We start from the raw sequence: 24,544 nt of genomic DNA, 5'->3' as shown, positions 1-24,544 counted from the left end.
TGAAAATGCAAATATTGATTATTTTTGATATGATTTAGAAATCCAAGGATATTTTTAAGATATCCACCCCCCCCCCCAATCATAATTTCATTCTCACTTAAATGTCCACTTGGATAATGACTTCACTCCCCCAATTCCCCAACTGTAATTAACAATTAAAATTATGGAAAGGAAAGAAAAAAGATTGGCAGATTACAAAGAAAATTTGAAGGATTGTGTATTAATAAAGAATATGCATCCAGATTCAATTGATTCTTTTCTGTCCCTATTCCATAAGGAATCTTGGCCAAAAAACACTTGCATTCTTAGTGCTTAAAAATTATCCTATCACTTTTATATTCTACTCTCAGGAAGGATTAAAATGTATCACGTAAATGATTGGGATGGTAAATAAATAACCTTATTCTTACTCACCAATTGTGATATTTTTGACCTCTATTGCCTCTTGGATGGCAATAAACATGCAGTATATTATGAGTGTTCAGACAAAGCAAAGCTTATTTCCGCACCTACGGAAGATCTTCGAAAATGGTTGGATGAAAATCCTGAAAACTATAAACAAATTCTGCCCTATGCAGGTAGGCATTTAAGACTCTTAGAAAATTTTGTTTCCGATATAACCTTTGCCGATATTTCAACCCGATTACTTAATCTTTTACCTAGAAACATAATTGAAGAATCGCAAAACCTGAAGTTAAACAATGATCTTCCAGATAAGGAAATTACTAATCTAATAGGATCTACAAGAGCGTTAGTAAATAGGCACCTTCAAGAGCTCAAAGAAAACGGATCTATTAAAATCTTTAGAAAAAAAATGGAGATAAAAGATTTAAAAACAATAGCGTCCTAAACGTTTAAAAAAGAGAAAGGAAATTTTGTTCCACAAAGTTATCTTTATGGTGCAACACAAAAAACCTTTCTCTGATGATAAATATAACGCTGTTTTCTCAAATTATCTCAAAATTAGACACATCAAAATTCAAGAAATTAGCACAATTGCATCAAAGTGATAAACATCAAAAAGGATTTGATAGTTGGTCCCACTTGGTTTCAATGCTATTCTGTCAATTTGCCAAGAGTCAATCTGTACGTGATATAAGCAATGGACTACGTTCTGCCACAGGCAACCTGAACCATTTAGGGATGCTGAAAGCACCCTCGAAATCTACGATTAGCTATCAAAACAAGAACCGTAGCTGGGAGCTTTTTAGGGATTACTATTTCGTATTGTTGGAGAGTCTGGGACAGCAAGCGCAAATGAAGCGAACCAAGTTCAAAATAAAGTCAAAAATATTCTTATTGGATGCTACCACCATAAGTCTTTGTCTAAGCCTTTTTGATTGGGCAAAATACAAGACTAAAAAGGGAGCTGTAAAAATGCACACCCTTCTTGATTATGATGGTCATCTACCTGCCTATGTAAATATTACAGATGGCAAGACAGCGGATAACAAAGGGGCTTATGATGTCCCACTTTTAAAAGGAAGTGTTATTGTTGCCGATAGATTCTACAATGATTTTGCCTTGCTGAATGTTTGGGACAGCAACGGGGTTTATTTTGTGGTCAGGCATAAGGACAACATAAAGTTCAAAACCATCAAAGAGCTGGAATTGCCAGAAAACAAACACCAGCATCTTCTAAAAGATGAGATTATTGAACTGACAGGTACCAAAACAAAAGAAAAATATCCCAAAAGATTGCGCAGGGTTGCCCTATGGGACGAGAAAAATCAGCAGGCCATTGAAGTTATTACCAATCAAACGTCTTGGACAGCAAACACCATAACCGAACTCTATAAGGCCAGATGGGAAGTGGAAATCTTTTTTAGGGACATAAAACAACAACTGCACATAAAGTCATTCATTGGAACTAGCCAAAATGCGGTCATGATACAGATTTGGACTGCGCTGATTACCATTCTAATCCTGAAAGCACTTAAAACACAGGCAAAACACCCTTGGTACTTATCAAATTTGGTAGCCTTTATTAGACTTAACCTTTTTGTGAAAGTGGATTTATACCAATGGCTCGATAATCCTTTTGCGAAGGAACAACCGCCTCCAAATAAATGCATACAAGGGGTTCTTTTTTGAAAATATACAAAAACAGCCGTGAAGACCAGTAAAATGATTAATTTTTAGGTGGCTAAAATTTATTTAGGACAGGATTGATTTAAAAACACTTATTAGAATAATGGCAGACAAGAAAAAGTATAATCTTTATTAATTTTATCAGCCTAAAATTCATTTATAGACAATTATAATAGAAGGTTGTTCTACTTAGGACATATTAGAATGGCTTTATCTCCTTTACCTTTAATATAGTATTAACTCAAGTTTCGCACCCATTGTTTACAGGCTTTGAGCGATAATAAATAGCATGAAAACCAAGGGAAACCCTTGGTTTTACTGTATCTTTAGGTTACCACACATAAAGTACAAAACATGCTACAACACGAAGATATTGCAAAAACCCAAGAATTAAAAGGAAAGTTTACTAAGGTTTGGGTGAGTTCAGAATATTTACAGTCACATCTGAATATTTTAGGTTTTGATAAAATAAAAAGCCGGTTCAGTTGGTGCAAGAAGGCAGGTTTTTCATTCGAGAGCTTGATCTCTACGCTTTTAATTTTACCACTTCTTGGAGTCAATTCCATTTATGGACTTACAGCCAATAAGGGCACGGAATTGAGTAAATGTGGAAAAGATTCGTACTATCGGATTCTAGCTAATCAAAAAATCAACTGGAGAGCTTTTTTGGCTCAGTTCGTAAAGCAGTATTTATTGAAAGATGAACTTTTCACACCTTCGGCAGCCGCTACAAGATGCTTGATCTTTGATGACACGGATCTTCCAAAAACAGGAAAGACCATTGAGGGGGTCTCAAAGATCTACAACCATGTATCAAAAACCTACTACTTGGGCTTCAAACTATTTGTGGCAGGGTATTGGAACGGAAGTGTTTTTATCCCCATCGATTTTAGTTTGCACCGTGAGAGCAAGACATCCAAATTAAAATATGGCCTAACGGCAAAGCAGCGCAAGGCCCAAAAGAAGACACCAAGATGTAGCAAGACAGTTGCGGCAAAGAGGTATAAGGAACTCAATAAAAAGAAGACAGACCTAGTAGTGCAAATGTTCTCAAGGGTTGTAAAGCGTAAAATCCCAGTAGACTACATTTTAATGGATACCTGGTTTACAAGTGTAGGGTTGCTTAAAAAGTTGCGAAGTATTTGTGAGACGGCCCATATTATTGGGATGTATAAATACAATAGTAAAATTGAAGTTAAATCAAAGGTTAGAACATTGTCACAGCTCAAAAAACAGAAAACAAAACCAAAGCGGTGCCGTAGATTTAATTACCACTACCACCACTACATAACTGAAATTGATGGACTTAAGGTTGCCGTGTTTATTTCAAGACGTGGAAAAAACGGCAAATGGCACACGTTGATAACGACTGATACAGCATTAAAATTCGTAAAAGCAATTGAAGTATATAGTATTCGATGGTCAATTGAAGTCTTCTTTAAAGAAGCCAAACAGCTCTTTGGGCTAGGGAAATGCCAGTCCACCAATTTTGATGTTCAAATTGCGCAAATAACAATTACAATGACCCAGTATTTACTCACAAGCATCCGATACAGGATGGAGGCTTATGAAACCATAGGCGGATTGTTCAGAGATTTGAAACAAGATTATATCGAAAACAAGTTAAATATCAGGATATTAGCAGTTGTCGACTTAATACTGACCGTTTTGGAAAAACTAGTAGAATCAATTGATATTGAATATATTACCTGCCAAATAATATCAAATATTGAAGATTTTGGATTAATAACAAATACTCATGAATTTAAATATCAAGCTGTTGCATAAAACTACTCTGGTGCGAAACTTGAGGTATTAACCTAAATATTTATATTCATTGTCGTCCGACAAAAGATATAAGATCGCTGCGCTGCTAGATTCAAGACGTAAGACTTTATCCCAACTAATTGAAAATCAATATTTTAATCTGTATAAATTTTTGAAAAAGGAAAAAATAATTCTGTGTTCCAATAGCAAGCTCCTAAACATTGAAAACAGTCTTAATCCGCGTTACTTCTAGCCTCACCGAAATCCTGAATTTTTTTACCGGATAATACTAATTTATATTATGAAAACTATGCTTTTATTTGTATTTCTGCTATTAAGTAAGGGTGCAATGCCGGCACAAAAAGTTATCCAATCGGGTGAAGCGCCTATAAGCTATGATCCCGATGCTATAATAGTAAATTCCGATTTGTATTCTGTCGTTTTTACTGTTAAAGAAAACTACATTGGAGAATTTTATAAGAATCCCATTCAATTTATGAAACAAAATTTTGATTTTAAAGGCTTATTATCATCCCTTAATAGTTCAGATGATTTTGATGAGTTTTTAGTGACCTTCAAAAGTAAAAAAGGGCATTTAAAGGCTACTTATAACATTGATGTTGAGTTAGTTATTTATTACCTATCAAAAATTTAGTAACAAAACACTTCCATTAGATATAAGACGACAAGTTTATACACAGAATCAAGGATAGACAATGGCGAGTAATAAATATGGTGCCAGTGGAAGATTTGATAGATTTGATAAAGAGTTCTATAAAATTAAACTTGCAAATAATAACAAATTAAAAAATAAAAAAGTTGTTTCAGGTTCTACATCAGATGCAGGTTTAGCTAGTGTTAAGCTAAATATTTAAAAAATGGGATTCTTTTATAAAAATGACAGGATGATTCAAGGAACTTGATAAACCATCAAGCTCCTTGATTTTTTACATAAATAGATCTGATGATAAATAGCGATCTCCACGGTCACAAACAATACTTACTACAACTCCTTCTTCTAATTCTTCACATAATCTTATCGCTGCACTTGCAGAACCTCCACTACTCATCCCTGCAAAAATCCCTTCATCTTTAGCCAGTCGTTGTGTCATTATTTTTGCTTCAACATCACTCACCTCTATAACCCTGTCTACTTTTTTGGGATTAAATATTTTTGGTAAATATTCTTTAGGCCATTTTCTTATCCCGGGAATTCTAGAATTATCCGTAGGCTGTACACCTACTATTTGAATGCTATTATTTTGCTCTTTTAAAAAGGTTGAAGTACCCATAATAGTTCCTGTGGTTCCCATTGAAGAAACAAAGTGAGTTACTTTATTGTTGGTATCTCTCCAAATTTCAGGCCCTGTGGTTTTATAATGTGCTTTCCAATTGTCGTTATTAGCGAATTGATTAATCATATAATAATCGCCGGTCTTCGTTTTCTCTTCGGCATAATCTCTAGCATTTTCTATACCTCCATCTGCATCAGTTAAAGTAACTTTTGCGCCATAGGCTCTCATCGTTTGTACCCGCTCAATAGTTGAGTTCTCTGGCATTACCAGTTCTATGTCAAGTTTGAAGATTCCAGCTATCATTGCTAGAGCTATTCCTGTATTCCCACTTGTAGCCTCAATAAGCTTAGACTCTTTGTTGATGTCTCCCCGCTCCAAAGCACTTTTTATCATATTATACGCAGCACGGTCCTTCACACTGCCTCCTGGGTTTTGCCCTTCCAATTTTAAAAAAAGACTAACCTTAGGGTTTTTGATTAAGGTTTCCGTCTTAACCAATGGCGTATTACCAATTAAACCTAATATAGAATTATTCATTTTTTACTGTATTTTTAATTTTGATTTGAGGCTTATGAGATACCATAGAATTTGATGGTACTGAAGCTGTTAACCAGACATTTCCTCCAATAATACTATTTGCTCCAATTACCGTTTCCCCTCCTAAAATTGTTGCATTCGCATAGATGGTCACATTTTCTTCAATTGTGGGATGTCTCTTTATATTTCTAAGATCTCTGTGAACAGAGAGCGCACCTAAGGTAACACCTTGGTAGACCTTAACATTATTTTTGATAATACATGTTTCACCTATTACAACTCCTGTTGCATGATCTATAAAAAAAGGAACTCCAATATGAGCTCCGGGATTAATGTCTGTTCCAGTTTGTCTATGAGCACATTCAGACATTAGTCGTGGAACCAGAGGTAATCCAAATTTATTGAGCTCATGACTTAGCCTATAAATAGCGATTGCAAAGAATCCAGGGTAAGCCAGATAAACCTCCTCAATAGAATTCGCTGCAGGGTCATTTCTCATAATTGCATTTGCGTCCTTATTTAATTTCTCCAAGATCTCTGGTAATTTCTCTAAATAGGACTGCCATATCTCTTTGCAAGGTTTTCCCGGTTCCCAGCAAACAAGATCTACCAATTCTTGAAAATCTAATTGAAGTTGGTCTATATTCTTTTCCACCGGGGTTGCTTCATCAAATAAAGTATAGAATAATTTATGTGTGAATGCTTCAGATTTTTCACGAATAGCATACTTCAAATGTGGAAATTGCTTTTGTTCCTGAATTTTTTGAATAATAGTCTCTCTCTTCATACTTTATAGATCCTGTATAGTAAGAATTAGCCTTTTTAAAAAGGCATATTTTTTTGTGCCGATTAATTTCAAAGTTATGGATTTATTAATGAAGAATTATAGATCTATGTTAAGGGATACTCTTAAAATAATGACCAAAAAATTTAACTTTTCATCAACGTTAAAAATATATTAAGAGAAAAACACTGTCTTTTATATTTCTGTAAATTAGTGTATTAATCATACTAAATATATAATCATGGCACAATCACAAAATCCTCAAAAGGGACCAGCAAAAAAAGATGAAAAAAAATCTGAACCAAAAAAACAGGATCAGAAAAAAACACAAGAACCTAAGCATTAGTTAGATGAAAGATTTTAATTAATTTCGAAAGCCACCTTAAACAGGTGGCTTTTTGATTTAATTTGTGTCTGTAATTAAACTTTTTTAATCCTTCGGAAATGGAATTAATGATATTCTTTTAATTATTTTTTCACTTAAAGAATATAGCCATTTTAGTTGATCTGTTACTAATTGTAGTTCTTGTAATTGCTGGGCATTGCTCATGTTGCAAGAGCCGTTATGGGACTCCTTTTCTTTAATATTCATATTTATAGATTCAAAGCGTTGCTCAAAATAATTCTGTGCTTCTTCCTTATTGTCTGAATCAAATGTTTTTAAATAGTCGTTATTAGAAATAAAACTTTCGGCGATATCTAAATTATGGGCTATTCCTTCTATATAATTATTAAAATAATTGGAAGCCTTGGTGGTTGGGTGATTCTGAATATAAGTACCTAAAGATGCTAAAGAGGAAAGCAATGTATTGTTTAATACCACAACTTCATAGAATTTATCCAAATGCAACTGTTTAGATTTAGGCTCCTGAGTCATCCTTTGAAACGCCATACTTAAATTACCAGTGGCCAAGAAAGCTGCTTTTCTAGACAGCTTATAGGAAGTTGGCAAATTTCCCTTTTCTTGATAATACATTTGTATAGTTAAAAGGTATTCCTTGTTTGCTCTTAAACTAGCTCCTACAATGGTTTTAATACCTAAAAATTCCCAGGATGGCCACAATATTAGATTTCCAATTGCTGCTAGGCCTGCACCAATAATTGTATCTACAACCCTAAATTGGATTACACTAAGTACATCTGGAGTTAATAATGCATATATAAATACCACACTTAAGGTTATAAAAGTCGCCGATGTTTTATAATTTCTTTGAACCATCGAAAAAGCTAAAACCAAACTGCAGATAGCTAAAATTGCATAAACTGTAGTATTTTGAATTATTAATACGATCCCAGTTGCGATGGCACCACCAATCAAAGTCCCAATTATACGTTGTTTAGATCGTTGTTTGGTAAGACCATAATTTGGACGCATTATAACAATTATAGTTAACAGGATCCAATAAGTGTTTTGTAATGAAAAATAGGTTCCAATGGCAAAACCTATCATAACCACTAGTCCCAATCTCAGGGAATGTTTAAAAATAGCAGATTTCAAACTAAAATTTTCCGTTAGAATCTTTAGATCGTATTCCTGATGTACAAGAAAGCGTTGAGCCTCTGTTCTTTTAATAAAATGAAGATCTTTAAAATCTTTATCACTTAAAATACGCTCAACCTTATTAATTTTCTCAACCTGCTTATGCTGATAATCATATAAATTCTTAAGGAGGATTGAACTTTCTAAAGACTCTTGCTCTTCAGAAAGATCCATAGATACTATTTGATCTCTTATTTTCTGAAGACAATCTCCTAATAGATTAGAACTGGGTATTTTTTTGGATTGTATGAAGGTTTCAGAGATATAATTTATCCTTGAGGCCATGTCAAAGATTAATTGCTGGAATAAGTTAGTTTTCTCGGGATACTTGGATAGAATTTCATCCATTTTTTCGTAGTTCACTGGATTTGCCATGGCCAATTCCAAAATATCTACTAGTTGGATAAAAATCAGTAATCGTTTGCGTTGATAATTTGAGCTACCGGAATTTTTCCGGGAAGAGATAAGAATATCTCTTAAAGTTTCATGATTTGCATTCAGGTTAGCCTGCAAATCCAATAGTTTCCTTTGCAATATCTCCCTATCTGTATTTGGTGCCAATAACTGCCCTCTAACTTTTAGATAACTAGAAGTTAAATCTAGTGCTTGAGATAACAATTGCTCGGTTTGTGCTTTAGGATTTAATTTATGCCATATGATCGTTAATATTAAATACCATAATCCCCCTAAACCAATTAAAATAGCACGTTCATAAAATTCAAGGACGTCTGAAATAGTTGCGAAACTGAGTACCAATGCGAATAATCCTGAAAAACTTATTAAAGATGCTCTAAACCCATAAACCGAAAAATAGGAAAATATGAACATAAGAATCCCAACTATTGGAATAGTTAGCCATACTGTAAAATTCAATAAACCACCTGCTAAACTGGCAACTACAGCAAATAGTGCAGAAAGTAATATACCAAAATTTTTATTCCGAAAACTCCCGGCAACATCACTTGGAGAAGCTAACAGAGCCCCAACAGCTATTGCAAGTCCAATTTCCAATTTATCCATATAGACACCAACAATTATGGGAAGGGTTATTCCTATCCCAAGGATCATGGCTTTCGTGAAATCGGAGCTTTTTAAGAAAAGTAAGCTTTCCTTATAGAAGTCTTTAAAATCAATGGTTATATACTTCAAATTCTGATTTAGGTCTAGTAAACAAAGGTAATAGCTTAAGCGTTGGAGAGCGTTAAACTTTTCTGAAAAAAATTCGTTTTATAAATATGTAAACCAAGTTGGAGATATTATTCGATAATTTTATAAGAAGTATCGAAAGTCATTTTAAATGCTAATTAAAATTTTGAATTTTACTCAATCCCAAATAGAATCTCCTGTCATTTTTTTCCAAACTGTATCATCATCTAATCTTTTTATTTTGGATTTATTTATAATCTGAAAGACTAAGGTTCCTTCCGGCACTTCATGATTATCCTCAAAAGTCACAATGATATTTTTCTTCTTAACAGTATATTCTCCACGCCAAATAATATCTGTAAGCATTATTTCGGCTAAACCATTTTCCAAGAATTTTATTTCGGAGTGGCAGTTAATAAAAAAATCTGTTGTTTGTGCATCTAAACAATCCTGCTCAGTTTTAAAATAAAGATAAATAAATGTTTCATTTTCAACAGAAACCTTATCCTTGGGAAGGTCATTTCTCTCGCAAAAACTTGCCATCAAAAAGAGCGAGGACAAAAATAGTAGCTTTATTTTCATAATGTAACATTTAAATTAAGGCTTATTTAAATTACTAAATATCAACGAATTATCCTCAAAATAAAACCAAATAAATTCAACTATTTTGAGATTAAAAAATTAGTGCTTATTCAATAAAATGATCAAACAAAAAAATGCTGTGAGAACTATTAATCGCACAGCATCTTTAATTTTTGAATTTAAGTATTTATTACTCTTTTTGCTCGGTTGGCATAATATAAACATCATTTATATTAGCTCTATCAGGCTGAGACAACGCATAATAAATAGCCTCTGCAATATCCTCCGCTTCTAAAGTAGTAAGATCCTTAACCATTGGCATAAGCTCTTTTTTGATTTCTTCATCGGTAATTGTTTCTGTAAGTTCTGTTGAAACAAATCCTGGTTCTATGGAAGTCACCTTAATTCCATAAGTTGGAGCTAATTCTTGACGTAATCCTTCAGAAAACATTTTTATTGCAGATTTGGTTGCGCAATAAACCGAACCTCCTGGGTAATATTTTCTAGCTGCACTTGAGGAAATATTAATAATATGTCCACTTTTTTGTTCCATCATGCTTGGCAATACAGCTGCTACACCATTTAGAACACCTTTAATGTTTACATCGATCATCTTATCCCATTCATCTGTATGTAAATTTTTTATATACGATAATGGCATTAAGCCTGCATTATTAATAATCACATCTATGCTTTTAAATTCTTTCAAAGTGCCTTCAATGATCTTTTTATAATCTTGCTTTTTTGTGACATCAGCCGTTATTACTAATGCTTTTCCATGATCCTTCTTAGCTTCTATTTTCTTTTTTAGCTCTTTTAATTTGTCTTCCCTACGCGCTGTTAATACTACATTTGCTCCTTCTTTAGAAAGTTTCAACGCCGTTGCTTCCCCTATTCCACTTGAGGCTCCCGTAATAATAATTGTTTTTCCTTTAATACTCATAATTATTTTTTTTGAATAATAAGTTACAAAAAGGAAGGAGCTAATAAATAATCCATTTGAAGGTTTAGCTTATCTTTAACTATATGATCTAAAGCTTAAAAAAAAGTATTTGTCCGTAAAGTATCCTAAACTGACAAAAGACGTCATTCTGTCCCAATACTTCGGGTATTTCAGAATCTCATAATACTGTATATGAATATAATCAACAGAAACCTTGAAATAAATTACCATTGACGTATTTTGAAAGTTACTCCGAATAAGAGACCCTGAAACAAGTTCAGGGTGACGATACTGATTTTCACTTCCGCCATGCTGAGACCCGTGATAAAAAAGTTTATCTAGCGTAGGTTTTTGACGTATTATGGTTTTTAGTAGATTTATGTTCTTAAGAACTTCTTTTTTGCAAGTGTAGTACTTCCACGGCGTAAAATTTTCGAAGCCTTGGAGAAAATTTAGCCGTGGAAGTACGGTTCCAATTATGCGTTAGCGTATTTGGAAACACCTACAAAAAAGTGTCCTTTTTTTTGTTCGTTTTTTGGACAAACAAAAAAATGAACAATCTTAAAAATTAAACAAATCTTTATTTAATTCCCAAAATCTTTCGAGAGGGAGTGCATTCCATATTCTTGGAATTACGTCAATAGTAACTCGTTTAAGCATTTGCCAGGCTTCAAGGTTTTTTAACGCAAAACTAAATTTATACTGCGGAAAAAGATTTCAAAACGCTACTTTCGATCGTCAATACCCCCATTTTTCGAAGTTTTTGATTATGGTCTTAGGGTGACGAGATACTTTTAGGACAATAAACGGATATACAATAAAAAAATACCTGCAAAATAAATTCGGCAGGTATTCTTGTAATTTACTGTTATAAATTTTTTTTATAACAGTTCATAATATCTTAAAACTAAGATTTTGGGGGCATCGATGGGCGTACTTCAATTTTACTAGGTAAACTTCTAGGATTCATTTTTAAAAGATCTACAACCAGCTCTCCAATATCCTCTTTTTGAATTTTCCACGCATCTTCTTTACTTGGTTCATGGTCATTAAAATGAGTTGCAACAGATCCTGGCATTATAGTACTAACTTTAATTCCGTGCTTTCTTAGATCTAACATGGCGGCTTGAGTAAATCCTGTTACCCCAAATTTACTTGCATTATACGCAGTTCCGCCAGCAAAGAAATTTGTGCCTGCCAGACTTGAAATTGTAATAATATATCCTTCAGATTTTTTTAAACCTTCTATACTAGACTTTATGCTGTAGAATACACCTGTTAAGTTGGTATCTATGGTTGCTTGCCAATCTTCTATACTCAACTCATCTATGGGAGCAAAATGACCTACACCAGCATTTGCAACCAAAACATCAAGTTGACCCCAAGTATCAATCACTTTCTTAACTGCCTTTTCTTGACTTTTATATTCTCTAACATCTGCTTCTAAAGCTAAGACCTCTCCACTTCCTATATTTTTCAACTCTTTAGCCGCCTTCTCTGCGGAATCTAAACTTCTGCTAGTAATAGCTACCCTCATTCCAAGTTTTAATAAAGCTTCTGCTACTCCAAAACCTATTCCTTTACTTCCTCCTGTTATTAATGCTACTTTCTGTTTATAATTTTCCATTTTCTGTGTTTTTTAGAATAAGTTTAAAACTACTAAACATAGATTGCTACTGAAAATATTACAGACTAATAAATTGTTAATTCTTAGTATAAATAAAGCAATCTCGCTATGAATGAACACTTTAAATAAGGCAATAAAATCTTTTATAAATATTAGCCAAAATGGTTTCAAAAAAACTTTAAAGGAGTAACTTTGCGATCACCCTAAAAAAGCCTTTAAAATAAGCTGTTATAGGGTTTTAGAATTTGAAAGTAACACAAAATATATATAAGTTGAAAAATCCAAAAGCTCAAAAACTAATAGATAAAATTCAACGCGATTTAATGCGTAACGGATTAGTTATTAATACACTTGTAGAGGATCTGAAACAATTAAGACCTTTTGCTATTGAAGAAGAAAACCCTCTTTTAGCAAAAGTGATCCGTTTAGCCTTTGAACATCTTGAAGCTACAAAATCTTTTGAAATTCATATTCCTGATGATGAACCATTAGAGGAGAATGAAGAACAAGCTAAAGCTATTGAATCTTCTCCACAGGAAAGTTTAGATTATCTTTTATCATTGATGCATGACACTTCAATTAAAAATAATGTGAGCGATTTACGTGAATACAGTAGTGCCTTAGCTGAATTTGCTGAAGATAATTAATTGAATTTGAGTGCTATTATAAAAGTAATTGAACTGTTTTTATAATAGCATTTTAATATCCTAATTAAATTAACAATGAATGAAAAAGGAAGCGAAATCTAAAAAGAAATCGCGAGCGCGTTTACTTCATCAGTATTATAGTTATACCGGTTTTTATAAGTTTGTGGCCAAAAGTGTAAAAAAGGCAATTATCCCAATACTCCTTTTTATTGCAGCTATTTTTGCCGTGGATTATTTTGTCCTAGATCTTGATAAATTACTAGTTACAGTTACAGAAACCTATTCTCCAATTGGTATTCTTGGCGTATTCTTTGCTTCAGAATCTTTACTTGGAATTATCCCTCCAGAGTTATTTATTGCTTGGGCAGGAAAGTCTGAATTCCCTATTTTCTATTTATCTTTATTGGCAGCTGCATCATATATGGGTGGGATTGTCTCCTATTTTATCGGTGTTGGAATCACTAAAATTCCAGTGGTACATAAACAGATCGAAACTAATATGGCAAAACACATTAAAAACACACGGAAATGGGGTGGTTTTTTAATAATTGTTGGAGCCTTACTTCCTATACCTTTCGCAATGACAAGTATTGCTGCAGGAATTATACGATTCCCTTTTTTGAGCTTTCTTATGTATGGTTTACTAAGATTTGTAAGATTCTATGCATATGCTTTGGTGATCTTTGAAATGGTTTAAAATTTATGTGTTCGTAATTTAATTTCTTCTTAAATTAATCTGAATTTCCTTTTCTTAAAATTATAATCTTCATTTCATTTCTAATTAAATGAGCGCTTTAAAAAACATTGCTAGAACTGGGTATATTGCTAAAGGGCTAATTTATTTAGTAACAGGTATTCTCACATTTATGGCTACTATAAAATTAGGCGGACAAAAAGCAGGGAAAGAAGAAGCTTTAGGTTTTATCAAAAAACAGGATTTAGGTAGTACGTTATTAATCTTATTGTCAATCGGCCTTCTCTGCTATGCTATTTGGAGATTTGCTCAAGCCTTTGTAGATCCTCAAAAAAGGCATGGTAAAAGTAAGAATAAAGGTCAACGTTTTGCTTTATTTATAAGTGGAATCACCTATGTGAGTTTAGCTGGACTTTCAGTTTTAATAGCAGGCGGATCTAAAGGAAATTCTGAGATGAAGCATTCCAGTATATTAACTACAGAAGCTGGCTTATGGGTTTTAGCTGTGGTCGGCTCAGTATTCTTTGGGAGAGGAGTCTATCAGATCACTAGATTATTCAAGACAAATTTCGATAGAAAATTCGACCTGAAATCTATGACAAACGAGAAAAAAAGAAAGATTATAAAGAACTCTGCCTACTTGGGAATGTCTGCAAGGGCAGTGATTTTTCTTATTATTGGCTTTTTTGCCTTAAAAGGTGCTATTACTGCCAATCTAAACGAAATTAAAAACACCTCAGATGTATTCTCTTTTATTGAAACCTCCTTTTGGGGGTCTTTTCTATTAGGAATAGTATCCCTTGGTTTTATTTGCTATGCTATTTATATGTTTCTTTCTGCTAAATATCGCAGCTTCTAGGATTTAAAATTACTCTAGCACCTTATTATTAATTCTTAAGGATAGAACCTATATTCTACTACACAACTTCTAAAAAATCATTATTATATTATTAAGGTCCTAGAGCATTCTATATTTTCTGATATATTTAAGTACCAACTAAAAATATCATGAATAATATTAAACCCTCAATGAGGGATTAAAAACATAGCTCGAACCGGGATTGCTGCAAAAGGAATCATTTATGGCATAATTGGGATGTTAACTTTTTTTTAGCAGTCGTTGACGTGGGCGGTCAAAAATCGGAAAAATTACAGGTATTGGATTTTTAGAAAAGCATACCTTTGGAAATATACTTTTAATAATAATTGGATTAGGATTTTTATACTATTCATTTTGGCGCTTATTCCAAAGCATTAAGGATCAACGTTTCCAAACAAACTATTTCAAAATGGAAAAACAGGGATTTCGTCCAAGATGTTTCCTGTGCGCCCCATAACATTATATATGCTTTGACCGATTTGGAAAAAGCGCTTGCCATAAGTTTGAGGAGTTCCACGTGGCTACCCATTGATGAGGTCTGGGAATCTTTGTTGGAGGGTAACCCGGCAATTTCAAGAAGTTCTGTCTACCGTTGTTTTGTGAAGGAAAACATCAATAAAGTACCTCAGGAAAAGAGGGATATTGCCAAAAAATTCAAAGCCTACAAACCAGGGTACCTACATATAGATGTAACCTATTTGCCCAAATTCGAAGGGCAGTCATATTATTTATTTGTGGCAATAGATAGGGCCACCAGGACTATGTTCTATGAGGTCTATGAAAACAAAAAGGCTGAGAGCACAGAAGATTTCATGGACAAATGCCTGGATTTCTTTCCGGTCCATATCAGTCATATCTTAACCGATAATGGACTTGAATTCACCAACAGGCTTATTATGTCCAAAAAAGGAAAACTTTGTGACAAGCCTTCTAAAATGGATGTGAAATGCATGAAGAACAACATTGAACATAGGCTTACAAAACCAGCAACACCAAAAACGAACGGTATGGTGGAAAGAGCCAACGGAACGATTAAAAACAATACCATCCTAAAAATAAAATATCAAAACAAACAGCAGATGGGGAAGGATATGATGGAGTTCCTGTGCTACTATAATTTGTACAGGAGGCATGGTTCTTTGAGAAAAGAACTTAATGTGAAAACTCCTTTTCAAGCAGTTGAAAAATGGTACAAAATAGAACCTGAATTATAGAGGTCGCTACTTAAGTACATATTAATTTGCTATGGTATAATTTTGGTTTATCCATCATTCTGGAAATAAGGTTGTGTAATATAGTTCTCTTGCTTCCACTTCTGTTCAATCTGTAACAAAATTCATCAAAGTATCCATTGATATGAAAAGGACTCACATAGGAATAGGTGGTGCGGATCCAAGATTTGACCTGATGAATCATAGTGTGCAGAATCTTGAAGTTCTTCCCTGTATCACTGGGTATCTGTTCAATTTTATAATCCTTGGCTATTGGCCTATAACCACGCCATAGATCTGTAGTGACGTTGGCAGACCTTGAAATATGCCTATCGAATATTGGACGCAGTTCTTTGGCAGAAAAGTCATTTATCTGGTTTACATACATTCTTTTCACTTTTTCTTTATCTGTTAGCTCAAGTGCAACAACAGCCTTCTTTTTCTTGCTATCATAGCTTCTTCTGACTTTACCATCCTCTTTACCGCCCACCACAAATTCATCTATCTCCACTCGATTGACCATCGGGAAATTCCCACTGGACTTCATGGCCTCACGGACCTTGTACATGAACATTCGTGCGGTATATGGGGTGATGTCCAGTCGCTTTGCCAAGTAACTGCAGATAGGCCACGGGTGGTGCTCGCCATTTCAAAACAAATAATAAAAGCCTTGTCCAGTCCAAATTTCACTTTATGGAATAGTGTATTTGCCGAAGGTGACTCCGTGTGGCTACACTTATTACAGGTGCGACTGTAGTTGGCACGTACCTGACACCTGGAATGACTGCATTTCACGCATATAAAGCCTTTTTTCCACTTGATCTCGGATAGATATTCCTTACAAGAATCCACAGAATTGAACCGAGCATAGAACTCTTGGGCATTTTGTCCTTCAAAATTAATCATAATATCCCTTGTTTATGGGTTACGAAGATATGAAACTAAATAGCGACCTCTACTGAATTATTTAAAACAACACCCAATGAATTTAAAAATAAAATCCTAAGTTTACAATCTGATCTTAATCAACTTCCATCAACAACCTTGTGAAACTCGACACTTAAGGATAGAACCTATAGTCTACTACACAATTTCTAAAAAAAAATAATTATATTATAAAAGTCCTAGAGCATTCTATATTTTCTGATATATTTAAGTAACAACTAAAATTATCATGAATAATAATATTAAAAACATAGTTCGAACCGGGCTTGTTGCAAAAGGAATCATTTATGCCATAACTGGGGTGTTAACTTTTTAGCAGCCATTGATATGGGCGGTCAAAAATCAGGAAAATTACAGGTATTGGAATTTTTAGAAAAACATACCTTTGGAAATATACTTTTAATAATCATTGGATTAGGATTACTATGCTATTCATTTTGGCGCTTATTCCAAAGCATTAAGGGTCCTGAAAATATTGGAAATCTGAAAAAAGGGAAGATCAAACGAGCAGGATTTTTTATTAGCGGTTTGTTGTATCTAGGTTTTGGAGTTTTAGCCCTAATAAGTGGATTTGGATCATCTTCAGGTTCCGGAGGTTCTGGTAAGAAAACCAGCCTCTTAGCATCAGATTTTGGATTAATTGCATTGGGGATTGTAGGTGTAATTCTAATTGGAATCAGTATATATCAATTTACAAAGGTAAATAAAGATAAATTCGAAAAGCACTTTAGTTCCCAGGCTCTAAGTGAAGAAAAACGTAGAAAAACTATTTATAATTCCGCATATTTAGGATTAGCTTCTCGGGGGAGTTATAATTCCTTATAATCGGTTTCTTTAGTGTTAAAGCGGCAGTATCCTCCGATCCAGATAAAATAAAAACTACTACAGATGTATTCTCCTTTCTAGAAGATTCCTCGTATGGCTCCTGGTTATTAGGGATTGTTGCTACAGGATTAATAGCTTATGCCATATATACCTTTATGCTAGCTAAATATAGACGGTTCAATTAATCTTCTTATTTTATTTTGGTGAATTTAATACCAAGTTCCTTTTCCAGTTCAAATATTTTTCTGGCTTCTTTGGGATTTACTAATACTAAAGAAACCCCGGTATTACCTGCACGGGCAGTTCTACCACTTCTATGCGTGTAATATTCGGTTTGATCTGGTAATTGATAATGAACTACAAAAGCTAAATTGTCTACATCTATACCTCTGGCTGCAACATCTGTAGATACCAATAATCGTAAACTTTTATTTTTAAAAGCACGCATTACCTTATCCCTGTCTTTTTGATGCATATCTCCTTCCAATAAACCAACTTCATGATTCTTAGCATGAAGCTGCTTTGCAAGTACCTTGGCGGCTGCTTTAGTTTTTGTAAAAATTATACCTCTTTGTTTTCCTTGAGATTTAAGGAAAGAAGCCAACGTATCTAATTTATTATTATCATCTCCAGAAACATACTGGTGTACAATTCCTGTATTAACAGAATCATTTTTATCTATTGAAATTCTTAATGCATCCTTGGACACATAGTTTTCTATAATTTCATTTAATTCTTTTGGGATAGTAGCAGAAAATAACCAAACATTTCGATCTCCTTTTGTTTTACTTAAAATCTTAGTAAGATCATCCTTAAACCCCATACTCAGCATTTCATCTGCTTCATCTAGAACTAAAGTGCTTATTTTAGAAATATCCAATGCCTTTCGATTCATAAGATCTATAAGTCTCCCCGGAGTGGCAACTACTATATGGGTTGGTCTATTTAATCTGTTTATTTGAATATCTATCTTTTCACCACCATATACCGCTTCAGTAAAAACCTGTTCAGAATATTTAGTGAATTTAAATAGCTGTTTTGCAATTTGCTGTCCTAATTCTCTGGTAGGTGCCAAAACAAGTGCCTGAATATAATCTTTGCTGGTATCTACTCTTGCCAACAATGGTAAACCAAATGCAGCAGTTTTACCTGTTCCTGTTTGTGCCTGACCTACAAAATCTATATTCTCTGCAGATAATACAGGAATTGCTGCCATTTGGATTTTAGTAGGTGTAATTATCCCTAATTCATTTAATCCCTTATCAATATCTTTGGATACACCTATTGCAGTAAAACTCATAATTCTTATTTGAATTTGCAAAGATACCTTTTCTAATTCAGATTAAGTATTCTTAAGCTTAAGTTATAATTAGTTAATTTATAGCTAAACCAAATTCATAAATAGTAGTCTTTATAAGAGATTAGTTAATTTCGATTTAAATCAAAAAACATATATTATGTCTTTAATTACTATTATTTTAAATATACTATTACCACCATTAGCCGTTTTCTTAAAACACGGTCTTGGAGTTACTTTTTTAATTAGTCTACTACTTACTGCTTTAGGTTGGATACCAGGAGTTATTCATGCCTTTTATGTAAATGGTAAATAGAAAAACAAAAAAGCCACTTAATTATAAGTGGCTTTTTTGTTATCTAAAGAGCTAAATTTATTTCCTACTCTTCATTTTTAAAGACTTTTTTCTCCCATTTCCAAGCACTTTCCAAAGCTTCATCCAAAGTATGTTCTGCTCTCCAGTTTAATCCTGTATTTGCTTTATGAGTATCTGCATAAGCTGCAGTAATATCTCCTTCTCTTCTATCAACAATTTTATAAGGTAATTTTTTACCGGTAGATCTCTCAAAAGATTCTATAACTTCCAGAACAGAATTTCCTTTTCCAGTTCCCAGATTGAAAACATCATAATTTTTATCTAAAGCTTCATCCATCAACTTTTTAAGTGCTACCACATGTGCTTTGGCAAGATCCACCACATGAATATAATCCCGTACACATGTACCATCACTGGTAGGATAATCATTTCCGAAAACTGAAAGTTGTTCTCTTTTTCCAATGGCAGTTTGCATTATGAAAGGAACAAGATTCTGAGGTGTACCTATAGGCAACTCTCCTATTTCTGTACTTGGATGAGCTCCTATAGGATTAAAATATCTAAGAGAGATCGCTTTTAAATTTGGATAAACCTTACAGGTGTCCATAATTATCTCTTCCCCAATCTGTTTGGTATTACCATAAGGAGACATCGCCTTTTTGATCATTGCATTTTCATTGATCGGCAAACTATCGGCTTGACCATATACTGTACAGGAAGAGCTAAATATGAAGCTCGCTTTATCTTTTTTACTTAACTGCTGTAAAATATAGATTAAGGTGGAAAGATTATTCTCATAATATAACAACGGATTCTCCACACTTTCGCCCACCGCTTTGGAAGCTGCAAAATGAATTACTCCAGATATATCCTGATATTTTTCAAAAAAATCGATCACAGCTTCTTTATTTCGAAGATCAATATTTTCGAACTCTGGAGTGATCTGGGTAATTTTAGTGATTCCCCCTAGCACATCTAGAGAAGAGTTTGACAGATTATCTATTATAACAACCTCAAACCCTTGCTGCTGAAGTGCAACTACCGTATGCGAGCCAATAAATCCAAGTCCGCCGGTAACTAATATTTTAGATTTCATTTTTTCATTTTCTAATTCCCCGCAAAATAGTCAAATTGTAAAAAAAGAACCATCTTTAAATAAAATTCCTGAAAATTTTTGGTAGATTTTTAACAAGCTAAGCCTTTCAACAGCTATTTAATGAAAGTATTTTTTACCTACTCTAAGTATTAAATTTATCTTTGCAAAAATTCAAATTAATGAATGAACATATTCAAATCAAAGTTTTTAAATGGGTAAGTATCTTAGAAGGACTTTCTTTTTTATTATTACTTTTTATAGCAATGCCATTAAAGTATTTGTTTGATCTTCCTCAAATGGTTGAAGTGGTTGGAATGGCTCACGGAATCCTTTTTATATCCTATCTTGTAGGCGCTGTAATAGTTTATAATATATTGGATTGGAAATTTAAAACTTTACTACTTGCTGTTGCTTGCTCGGTAATTCCTTTTGGTCCATTCTATATAGAAAAAAAGTATTTATAATATGTTTAAAGACATTTTTGATATAAAACCTATTAGCTGCTTTCTTGAAAGTTATTTTATTGATCAAGGAATGAATACTGTTGCAGCAGGTTATTTAAATCTAGCAATAAATCTTCTCATCCTTTTTGGGTTAGTCCATTTTATAAATTATATCTTAAGAAGATTTGTAATAGAATCTTTTAAAGCCTTTACCAATAAAACTAAAACCACTTTCGATGATTTCTTAATTAAGAGTAATTTCCCAAAATATGTAGGGAGAATTATTCCTATTCTCGTCGTCTATGCTACTATTCCTGTTATTCTTATAGATCATCAATTCGTCTTAAAAGTTGTCATTTTCTTAACCAACCTCTATATAATAATTTTGGTGGTTTGGATCTTTAGGAGTTTACTTCGTACCAGTAAGAATTATCTAAAGACCAGAGAAGAATATTTTGACAAACCCCTAGATAGTTACATGCAGGTACTTATGATCTTTATTTGGATCGTGGGTATTATGTTTGTTTTTTCTGAAATAACAGGGAAATCTGTTATTAATTTTGCTATCTCTTTAGGTGCTGCATCTGCAGTTATCTTATTGATCTTTAAGGATACCATCATGGGATTTGTTGCGTCTATTCAGGTTTCAGTAAATGATATTGTGCGTATTGGAGACTGGATTACCTTTAGTAAATATGGAGCAGATGGAGATGTAACCGAAATTAATCTTGCAACAGTTCGTGTACAGAATTTTGATAATACTTTTACCACAATTCCAACTTATAGTTTAATTGCAGATTCTTTTCAAAACTGGCGAGGAATGCTAGAATCACCTGGTAGACGTATAAAGCGAGCTATCAATATCAAACAAAATTCCGTGAAATTTGTGACTTTAGAAGATCTAGAGAAACTTAAATCAATTACTCTTATTGCCCCTTATTTGGAACATCGCCAAAAGGAAGTAAATAAATACAACAAAAAAAATAATGTAGACACCACGCTTCCTATAAACGGAAGAAATCAAACTAATTTAGGGATTTTTAGAAAATACGCCGATGCCTATTTACATGATCATCCGGGTATAAATAAAGAATTATATCTAATGGTTAGACACTTATCTCCAACTCCTCAGGGAATTCCCTTAGAGATCCTATGTTTTAGTAGTGATAAACGTTGGGAAAATTATGAATATATTGCTGCCGATATTTTTGATCATTTAATCGCAGCATTACCTTATTTTGGTCTTCAACTTTTTGAAGTCCCTTCTGGAGATGATCTAAAGTTTTTAGCAAATAATATGAACCAGAATACAACTACTAATAACCAAATCTAACCAAACATCTAAACTAACTAATGAAATTAAAACCCTTCTTACAAGGCTTCGGTATATTTGCAGTAATATTAACTTTAATTCCTTTAGCTGCAGCCGATTTTTGGTGGATTAGAATGTTCGATTATCCTCACATCCAACTTACTATTTTAACTTTTGTCGCTATAGTAGTATATTTTATAGAATTCAATATTAAATGGGTAGAAGATTACTTATTCGTAGCAGTATTAGTAATGTGTTTTTCTTTCCAGATGTACAAAATCTTCCCCTATTTGCCGCATGGGAAGCATGAAGTAGCAGAAGTTTCAGATAATATAGATCCAGAAAATGTTTTTAAATTTTATGCTGCCAACGTATTACAGAAAAACACCAATCCAGCTCTTTTAATCAAGGAAATTGAAGATAAAGATCCGGATATTTTATTGTTAACAGAAACAGATAAACGATGGATGAATGACGTGCATGATGCTGTTGCAAAATATCCTTATCGTGTTGAAGTGCCTATAAGCAATACTTATGGGATGTTATTGTATTCTAAGTTTGAAATGAAGAATCCGCAAAAAAGATTTTTGGTGGATGACAGTATTCCATCTATTCATACAATTTTAGTATTAAGATCTGGGAAAGAGATCATGTTACACGCAATACATCCTACGCCACCAATGCCTCAAGAAAATCCAACTTCTACCGATAGAGATGCAGAAATGTTGATGGTAGCAAAAATGGCACTAGAAAGAGAGATGCCAACAATAGTAGCAGGAGATTTTAACGATGTGGCTTGGTCCTCAAGTTCTTCTTTGTTTAAGGATGTTAGTTCCTTATTAGATATTCGAAAAGGTAGAGGGTTCTATAATTCATTTGATGCCACTAGTTTTATTATGAAATGGCCTTTAGATCATTTTTTTGTTTCTGAAGAGTTTAGATTAGTTGAAGTTAAAACAGGAGAGAATATAGATTCAGATCACTTTCCTTTTTATATCAGTTTAAGTTTAGAGCCAGAGAAAGCTGCAGAACAAAAGATTGAAGGTCCTACAGAAAAGCAATTGGAGAATGCGAATGAGCAAATTAAAGATGCTTTAGAAGAACAAAGAGAAAAGAGAAGCAAAGGAGAATAATCACTTTTATAAGAAAAAACCACATTCACTTATTTGAAAAAATAAATGAATGTGGTTTTTTTATTAACTTCAATCCCTAATTGATAGCATAAGCCATTTAATTCTATAATAAATGCAAGAAATTACTAAAAACACCTTAAGCTTACAGGAATCATTCACTCACTTTTATGATGGTTTAATTGCGCAATTACCGGGAATCGGATTAGGATTATTAATTATAATCTTAGGTGTTTTAATAGGGTCTTGGGTTGGTAATTTTGCTAGAACAAGGATCTCAAAACGTACAAACGATCCTTTAATGAGCAAATTCTTAGGGAAAACAATTAAAATTATAGCACTAATAATTGCTATAATGTTGGCTTTGAGAGCAGCCGGTTTAGGTGGAATAGCTACCGCTATTCTTACTGCTGCTGGTGCAAGCGCAATAATATTTGGTTTTGCATTTAAGGATATTGGAGAGAATTTTATAGCGGGGGTTATATTAGCTTTTAATAGACCTTTTAATGTTCACGATACCGTAGAAATTGGAGAAAACATTGGAAAGGTAAAAACCTTGGAATTTAGATACACCAAGCTAAAAACCTTTGATGGAAAAGATGTATATATCCCAAATAGTGATGTTTTAACCAAGCCTGTTACAAATTACACTGAAGATGGATTCTTTAGATGGAGTTTTGTAATTGGAATTGCTTATGAGGATAATATTGAGGGAGCCAAGAAAACCGTAATGGAGGCTTTAAGAAAACAACCTAATGTTATTGAAGATGAGGAGCATGTTAATTTTGTGATTGAAGACGAATTAGCTACAAGTACAGTTAATCTAAAAGTGTTCTTTTGGGTAGATACGTTCGATTTTAGAAGAATGGCACTTATAACCAAAGGAAATGTAGTTAGAGCTGTAAAAGAAGCTTTGGAAGACAATGGATATTATATGCCTGCAGATATTCAAGAGATCAAGATCTATGGAGGTAATAAAGATGTGGATCTTCCAATAAGACTTTCCAATCCACCAAAAGATAAAATTGAAGATAAAAAAGACTAATCCTTAAGCCTGTCTTTTACAAACTCGATCTCAGACTTCCCGTGAGCTTGTGGCTTTCCATTTTTATCCAAGCTAACCATAACAATATTTTCGATAGAAATTATCGTTTCTCTTGTCATCTTATTACGCACCTCACAACGCAAGGTTAAAGAGGCATTGCCAAATTTCACTACATCTATCCCAATTTCAATAATATCACCCTGAACTGCTGAACTTTGAAAATTAATTTCACTCATGAACTTGGTAACTACTTTTGGGTTTTCTAGTTGAATAATAGAATATAGGGCACATTCTTCGTCTATCCACTCTAACAACCTACCCCCAAATAATGAAGCATTAGGATTAAGATCTTGTGGTTTTACCCATTTTCTAGTATGAAATCTCATGTTAT

27 protein-coding genes and 1 pseudogene are annotated in these 24,544 nt (G+C 33.4%); 18 read left to right on the top strand and 10 right to left on the bottom strand.

Annotation, left to right across the window (positions count from 1 at the left end; translation table 11 throughout):
* Positions 1–163: 163 nt before the first annotated feature.
* The 6 genes from H033_RS22090 (at position 164) to H033_RS21615 (ending at position 4,733) form a co-directional block, all read left to right on the top strand.
* Complete coding sequence (locus tag H033_RS22090) at positions 164–316, top strand: hypothetical protein (protein WP_231367606.1); 153 nt, start codon at positions 164–166, stop codon at positions 314–316.
* 129 nt (positions 317–445) lie between these two features.
* Positions 446–850 (top strand): Crp/Fnr family transcriptional regulator, encoded by a 405-nt coding sequence (locus tag H033_RS22085; protein WP_231367605.1) that lies wholly within the window; start codon positions 446–448, stop codon positions 848–850.
* A gap of 71 nt (positions 851–921) precedes the next feature.
* Positions 922–2,094, top strand: coding sequence for an IS4 family transposase (locus H033_RS0111500; protein ID WP_196809452.1), 1,173 nt, complete (start codon positions 922–924; stop codon positions 2,092–2,094).
* Positions 2,095–2,445: 351 nt separating this feature from the next.
* The gene (locus H033_RS0111495) at positions 2,446–3,879 is read left to right on the top strand and encodes a transposase (RefSeq protein ID WP_026838288.1); all 1,434 of its coding nucleotides are present in this window, start codon (positions 2,446–2,448) and stop codon (positions 3,877–3,879) included.
* Positions 3,880–4,159: 280 nt separating this feature from the next.
* Positions 4,160–4,513, top strand: a complete 354-nt coding sequence (locus tag H033_RS21010; RefSeq protein ID WP_051227887.1) for a hypothetical protein — start codon at positions 4,160–4,162, stop codon at positions 4,511–4,513.
* A 61-nt stretch (positions 4,514–4,574) separates the two neighbouring features.
* A complete protein-coding gene (locus H033_RS21615) occupies positions 4,575–4,733 on the top strand; it encodes a hypothetical protein (protein WP_155827796.1) in 159 nt (52 codons plus the stop codon).
* Positions 4,734–4,805: 72 nt separating this feature from the next.
* On the opposite strand, the gene cysM is transcribed toward H033_RS21615, so the two are convergent.
* The 6 genes from cysM to H033_RS0111455 all read right to left on the bottom strand — a co-directional run bounded on the left by cysM (position 4,806) and on the right by H033_RS0111455 (position 12,312).
* Positions 4,806–5,690 (bottom strand): cysteine synthase CysM, encoded by an 885-nt coding sequence (cysM, locus tag H033_RS0111485; RefSeq protein ID WP_026838457.1) that lies wholly within the window; start codon positions 5,688–5,690, stop codon positions 4,806–4,808.
* A complete protein-coding gene (locus H033_RS0111480) occupies positions 5,683–6,477 on the bottom strand; it encodes a serine O-acetyltransferase (RefSeq protein ID WP_026838456.1) in 795 nt (264 codons plus the stop codon). Before H033_RS0111480 ends, cysM begins: the two co-directional genes overlap by 8 nt.
* A gap of 427 nt (positions 6,478–6,904) precedes the next feature.
* Entirely contained in the window at positions 6,905–9,163 is a 2,259-nt protein-coding gene (locus tag H033_RS0111470; RefSeq protein WP_231367604.1) for an FUSC family protein, read from the bottom strand.
* A gap of 174 nt (positions 9,164–9,337) precedes the next feature.
* Positions 9,338–9,742 (bottom strand): hypothetical protein, encoded by a 405-nt coding sequence (locus H033_RS0111465; protein ID WP_026838454.1) that lies wholly within the window; start codon positions 9,740–9,742, stop codon positions 9,338–9,340.
* Positions 9,743–9,932: 190 nt separating this feature from the next.
* The gene (locus H033_RS0111460; RefSeq protein ID WP_026838453.1) at positions 9,933–10,685 is read right to left on the bottom strand and encodes an SDR family oxidoreductase; all 753 of its coding nucleotides are present in this window, start codon (positions 10,683–10,685) and stop codon (positions 9,933–9,935) included.
* A 907-nt stretch (positions 10,686–11,592) separates the two neighbouring features.
* Positions 11,593–12,312: an SDR family oxidoreductase gene (locus H033_RS0111455; protein ID WP_026838452.1), complete on the bottom strand. Its 720-nt coding sequence runs from the start codon at positions 12,310–12,312 to the stop codon at positions 11,593–11,595.
* 272 nt (positions 12,313–12,584) lie between these two features.
* On the opposite strand from H033_RS0111455, the gene H033_RS0111450 reads away from it, so the two are divergent.
* From H033_RS0111450 to H033_RS20080, 5 genes are all read left to right on the top strand, one after another.
* Positions 12,585–12,959, top strand: coding sequence for a hypothetical protein (locus H033_RS0111450; protein WP_026838451.1), 375 nt, complete (start codon positions 12,585–12,587; stop codon positions 12,957–12,959).
* A 79-nt stretch (positions 12,960–13,038) separates the two neighbouring features.
* Entirely contained in the window at positions 13,039–13,656 is a 618-nt protein-coding gene (locus tag H033_RS0111445) for a YqaA family protein (RefSeq protein ID WP_026838450.1), read from the top strand.
* An 88-nt stretch (positions 13,657–13,744) separates the two neighbouring features.
* Entirely contained in the window at positions 13,745–14,512 is a 768-nt protein-coding gene (locus H033_RS0111440; RefSeq protein WP_026838449.1) for a DUF1206 domain-containing protein, read from the top strand.
* 280 nt (positions 14,513–14,792) lie between these two features.
* Positions 14,793–14,990, top strand: a complete 198-nt coding sequence (locus H033_RS22500; protein ID WP_155827844.1) for a DUF1206 domain-containing protein — start codon at positions 14,793–14,795, stop codon at positions 14,988–14,990.
* Positions 14,991–15,003: 13 nt separating this feature from the next.
* Positions 15,004–15,747, top strand: coding sequence for a DDE-type integrase/transposase/recombinase (locus H033_RS20080; RefSeq protein ID WP_196809436.1), 744 nt, complete (start codon positions 15,004–15,006; stop codon positions 15,745–15,747).
* Positions 15,748–15,757: 10 nt separating this feature from the next.
* Here H033_RS20080 and H033_RS20075 read toward each other — a convergent pair.
* Positions 15,758–16,650, bottom strand: a pseudogene (locus H033_RS20075) (IS1595 family transposase).
* Positions 16,651–17,016: 366 nt separating this feature from the next.
* On the opposite strand from H033_RS20075, the gene H033_RS22080 reads away from it, so the two are divergent.
* Together H033_RS22080 and H033_RS22075 are read left to right on the top strand one after the other, a co-directional pair.
* Positions 17,017–17,514 (top strand): DUF1206 domain-containing protein, encoded by a 498-nt coding sequence (locus H033_RS22080; RefSeq protein ID WP_231367603.1) that lies wholly within the window; start codon positions 17,017–17,019, stop codon positions 17,512–17,514.
* The gene (locus tag H033_RS22075) at positions 17,511–17,699 is read left to right on the top strand and encodes a DUF1206 domain-containing protein (protein ID WP_316928648.1); all 189 of its coding nucleotides are present in this window, start codon (positions 17,511–17,513) and stop codon (positions 17,697–17,699) included. Before H033_RS22080 ends, H033_RS22075 begins: the two co-directional genes overlap by 4 nt.
* Before the next feature lie 5 nt (positions 17,700–17,704).
* On the opposite strand, the gene H033_RS0111420 is transcribed toward H033_RS22075, so the two are convergent.
* Entirely contained in the window at positions 17,705–18,814 is a 1,110-nt protein-coding gene (locus H033_RS0111420; protein ID WP_034886192.1) for a DEAD/DEAH box helicase, read from the bottom strand.
* A gap of 157 nt (positions 18,815–18,971) precedes the next feature.
* On the opposite strand from H033_RS0111420, the gene H033_RS0111415 reads away from it, so the two are divergent.
* Complete coding sequence (locus H033_RS0111415; protein ID WP_026838447.1) at positions 18,972–19,127, top strand: YqaE/Pmp3 family membrane protein; 156 nt, start codon at positions 18,972–18,974, stop codon at positions 19,125–19,127.
* A 64-nt stretch (positions 19,128–19,191) separates the two neighbouring features.
* On the opposite strand, the gene galE is transcribed toward H033_RS0111415, so the two are convergent.
* Positions 19,192–20,223, bottom strand: coding sequence for a UDP-glucose 4-epimerase GalE (gene galE, locus H033_RS0111410; protein WP_026838446.1), 1,032 nt, complete (start codon positions 20,221–20,223; stop codon positions 19,192–19,194).
* Between the two features lie 179 nt (positions 20,224–20,402).
* Between galE and H033_RS0111405 the strand changes: the two genes are divergently transcribed.
* The 4 genes from H033_RS0111405 to H033_RS0111390 all read left to right on the top strand — a co-directional run bounded on the left by H033_RS0111405 (position 20,403) and on the right by H033_RS0111390 (position 24,153).
* The gene (locus tag H033_RS0111405; protein WP_026838445.1) at positions 20,403–20,687 is read left to right on the top strand and encodes a DUF3817 domain-containing protein; all 285 of its coding nucleotides are present in this window, start codon (positions 20,403–20,405) and stop codon (positions 20,685–20,687) included.
* 1 nt (position 20,688) lies between these two features.
* Positions 20,689–21,999: a mechanosensitive ion channel family protein gene (locus tag H033_RS0111400; RefSeq protein WP_026838444.1), complete on the top strand. Its 1,311-nt coding sequence runs from the start codon at positions 20,689–20,691 to the stop codon at positions 21,997–21,999.
* Positions 22,000–22,019: 20 nt separating this feature from the next.
* Entirely contained in the window at positions 22,020–23,111 is a 1,092-nt protein-coding gene (locus H033_RS0111395) for an endonuclease/exonuclease/phosphatase family protein (RefSeq protein WP_026838443.1), read from the top strand.
* 112 nt (positions 23,112–23,223) lie between these two features.
* Complete coding sequence (locus tag H033_RS0111390) at positions 23,224–24,153, top strand: mechanosensitive ion channel family protein (RefSeq protein WP_026838442.1); 930 nt, start codon at positions 23,224–23,226, stop codon at positions 24,151–24,153.
* Here the strand turns inward: H033_RS0111390 and H033_RS0111385 are convergent.
* Complete coding sequence (locus H033_RS0111385; protein WP_026838441.1) at positions 24,150–24,539, bottom strand: acyl-CoA thioesterase; 390 nt, start codon at positions 24,537–24,539, stop codon at positions 24,150–24,152. The two genes, H033_RS0111390 and H033_RS0111385, sit on opposite strands and share 4 nt — an antisense overlap.
* Between the last annotated feature and the right edge of the window lie 5 nt (positions 24,540–24,544).

The sequence above is a fragment of the Gillisia sp. JM1 genome (assembly GCF_000424645.1).
Taxonomy (GTDB): Bacteria; Bacteroidota; Bacteroidia; order Flavobacteriales; family Flavobacteriaceae; genus Gillisia.
This window is presented reverse-complemented; position numbering and strand designations above follow the sequence as displayed.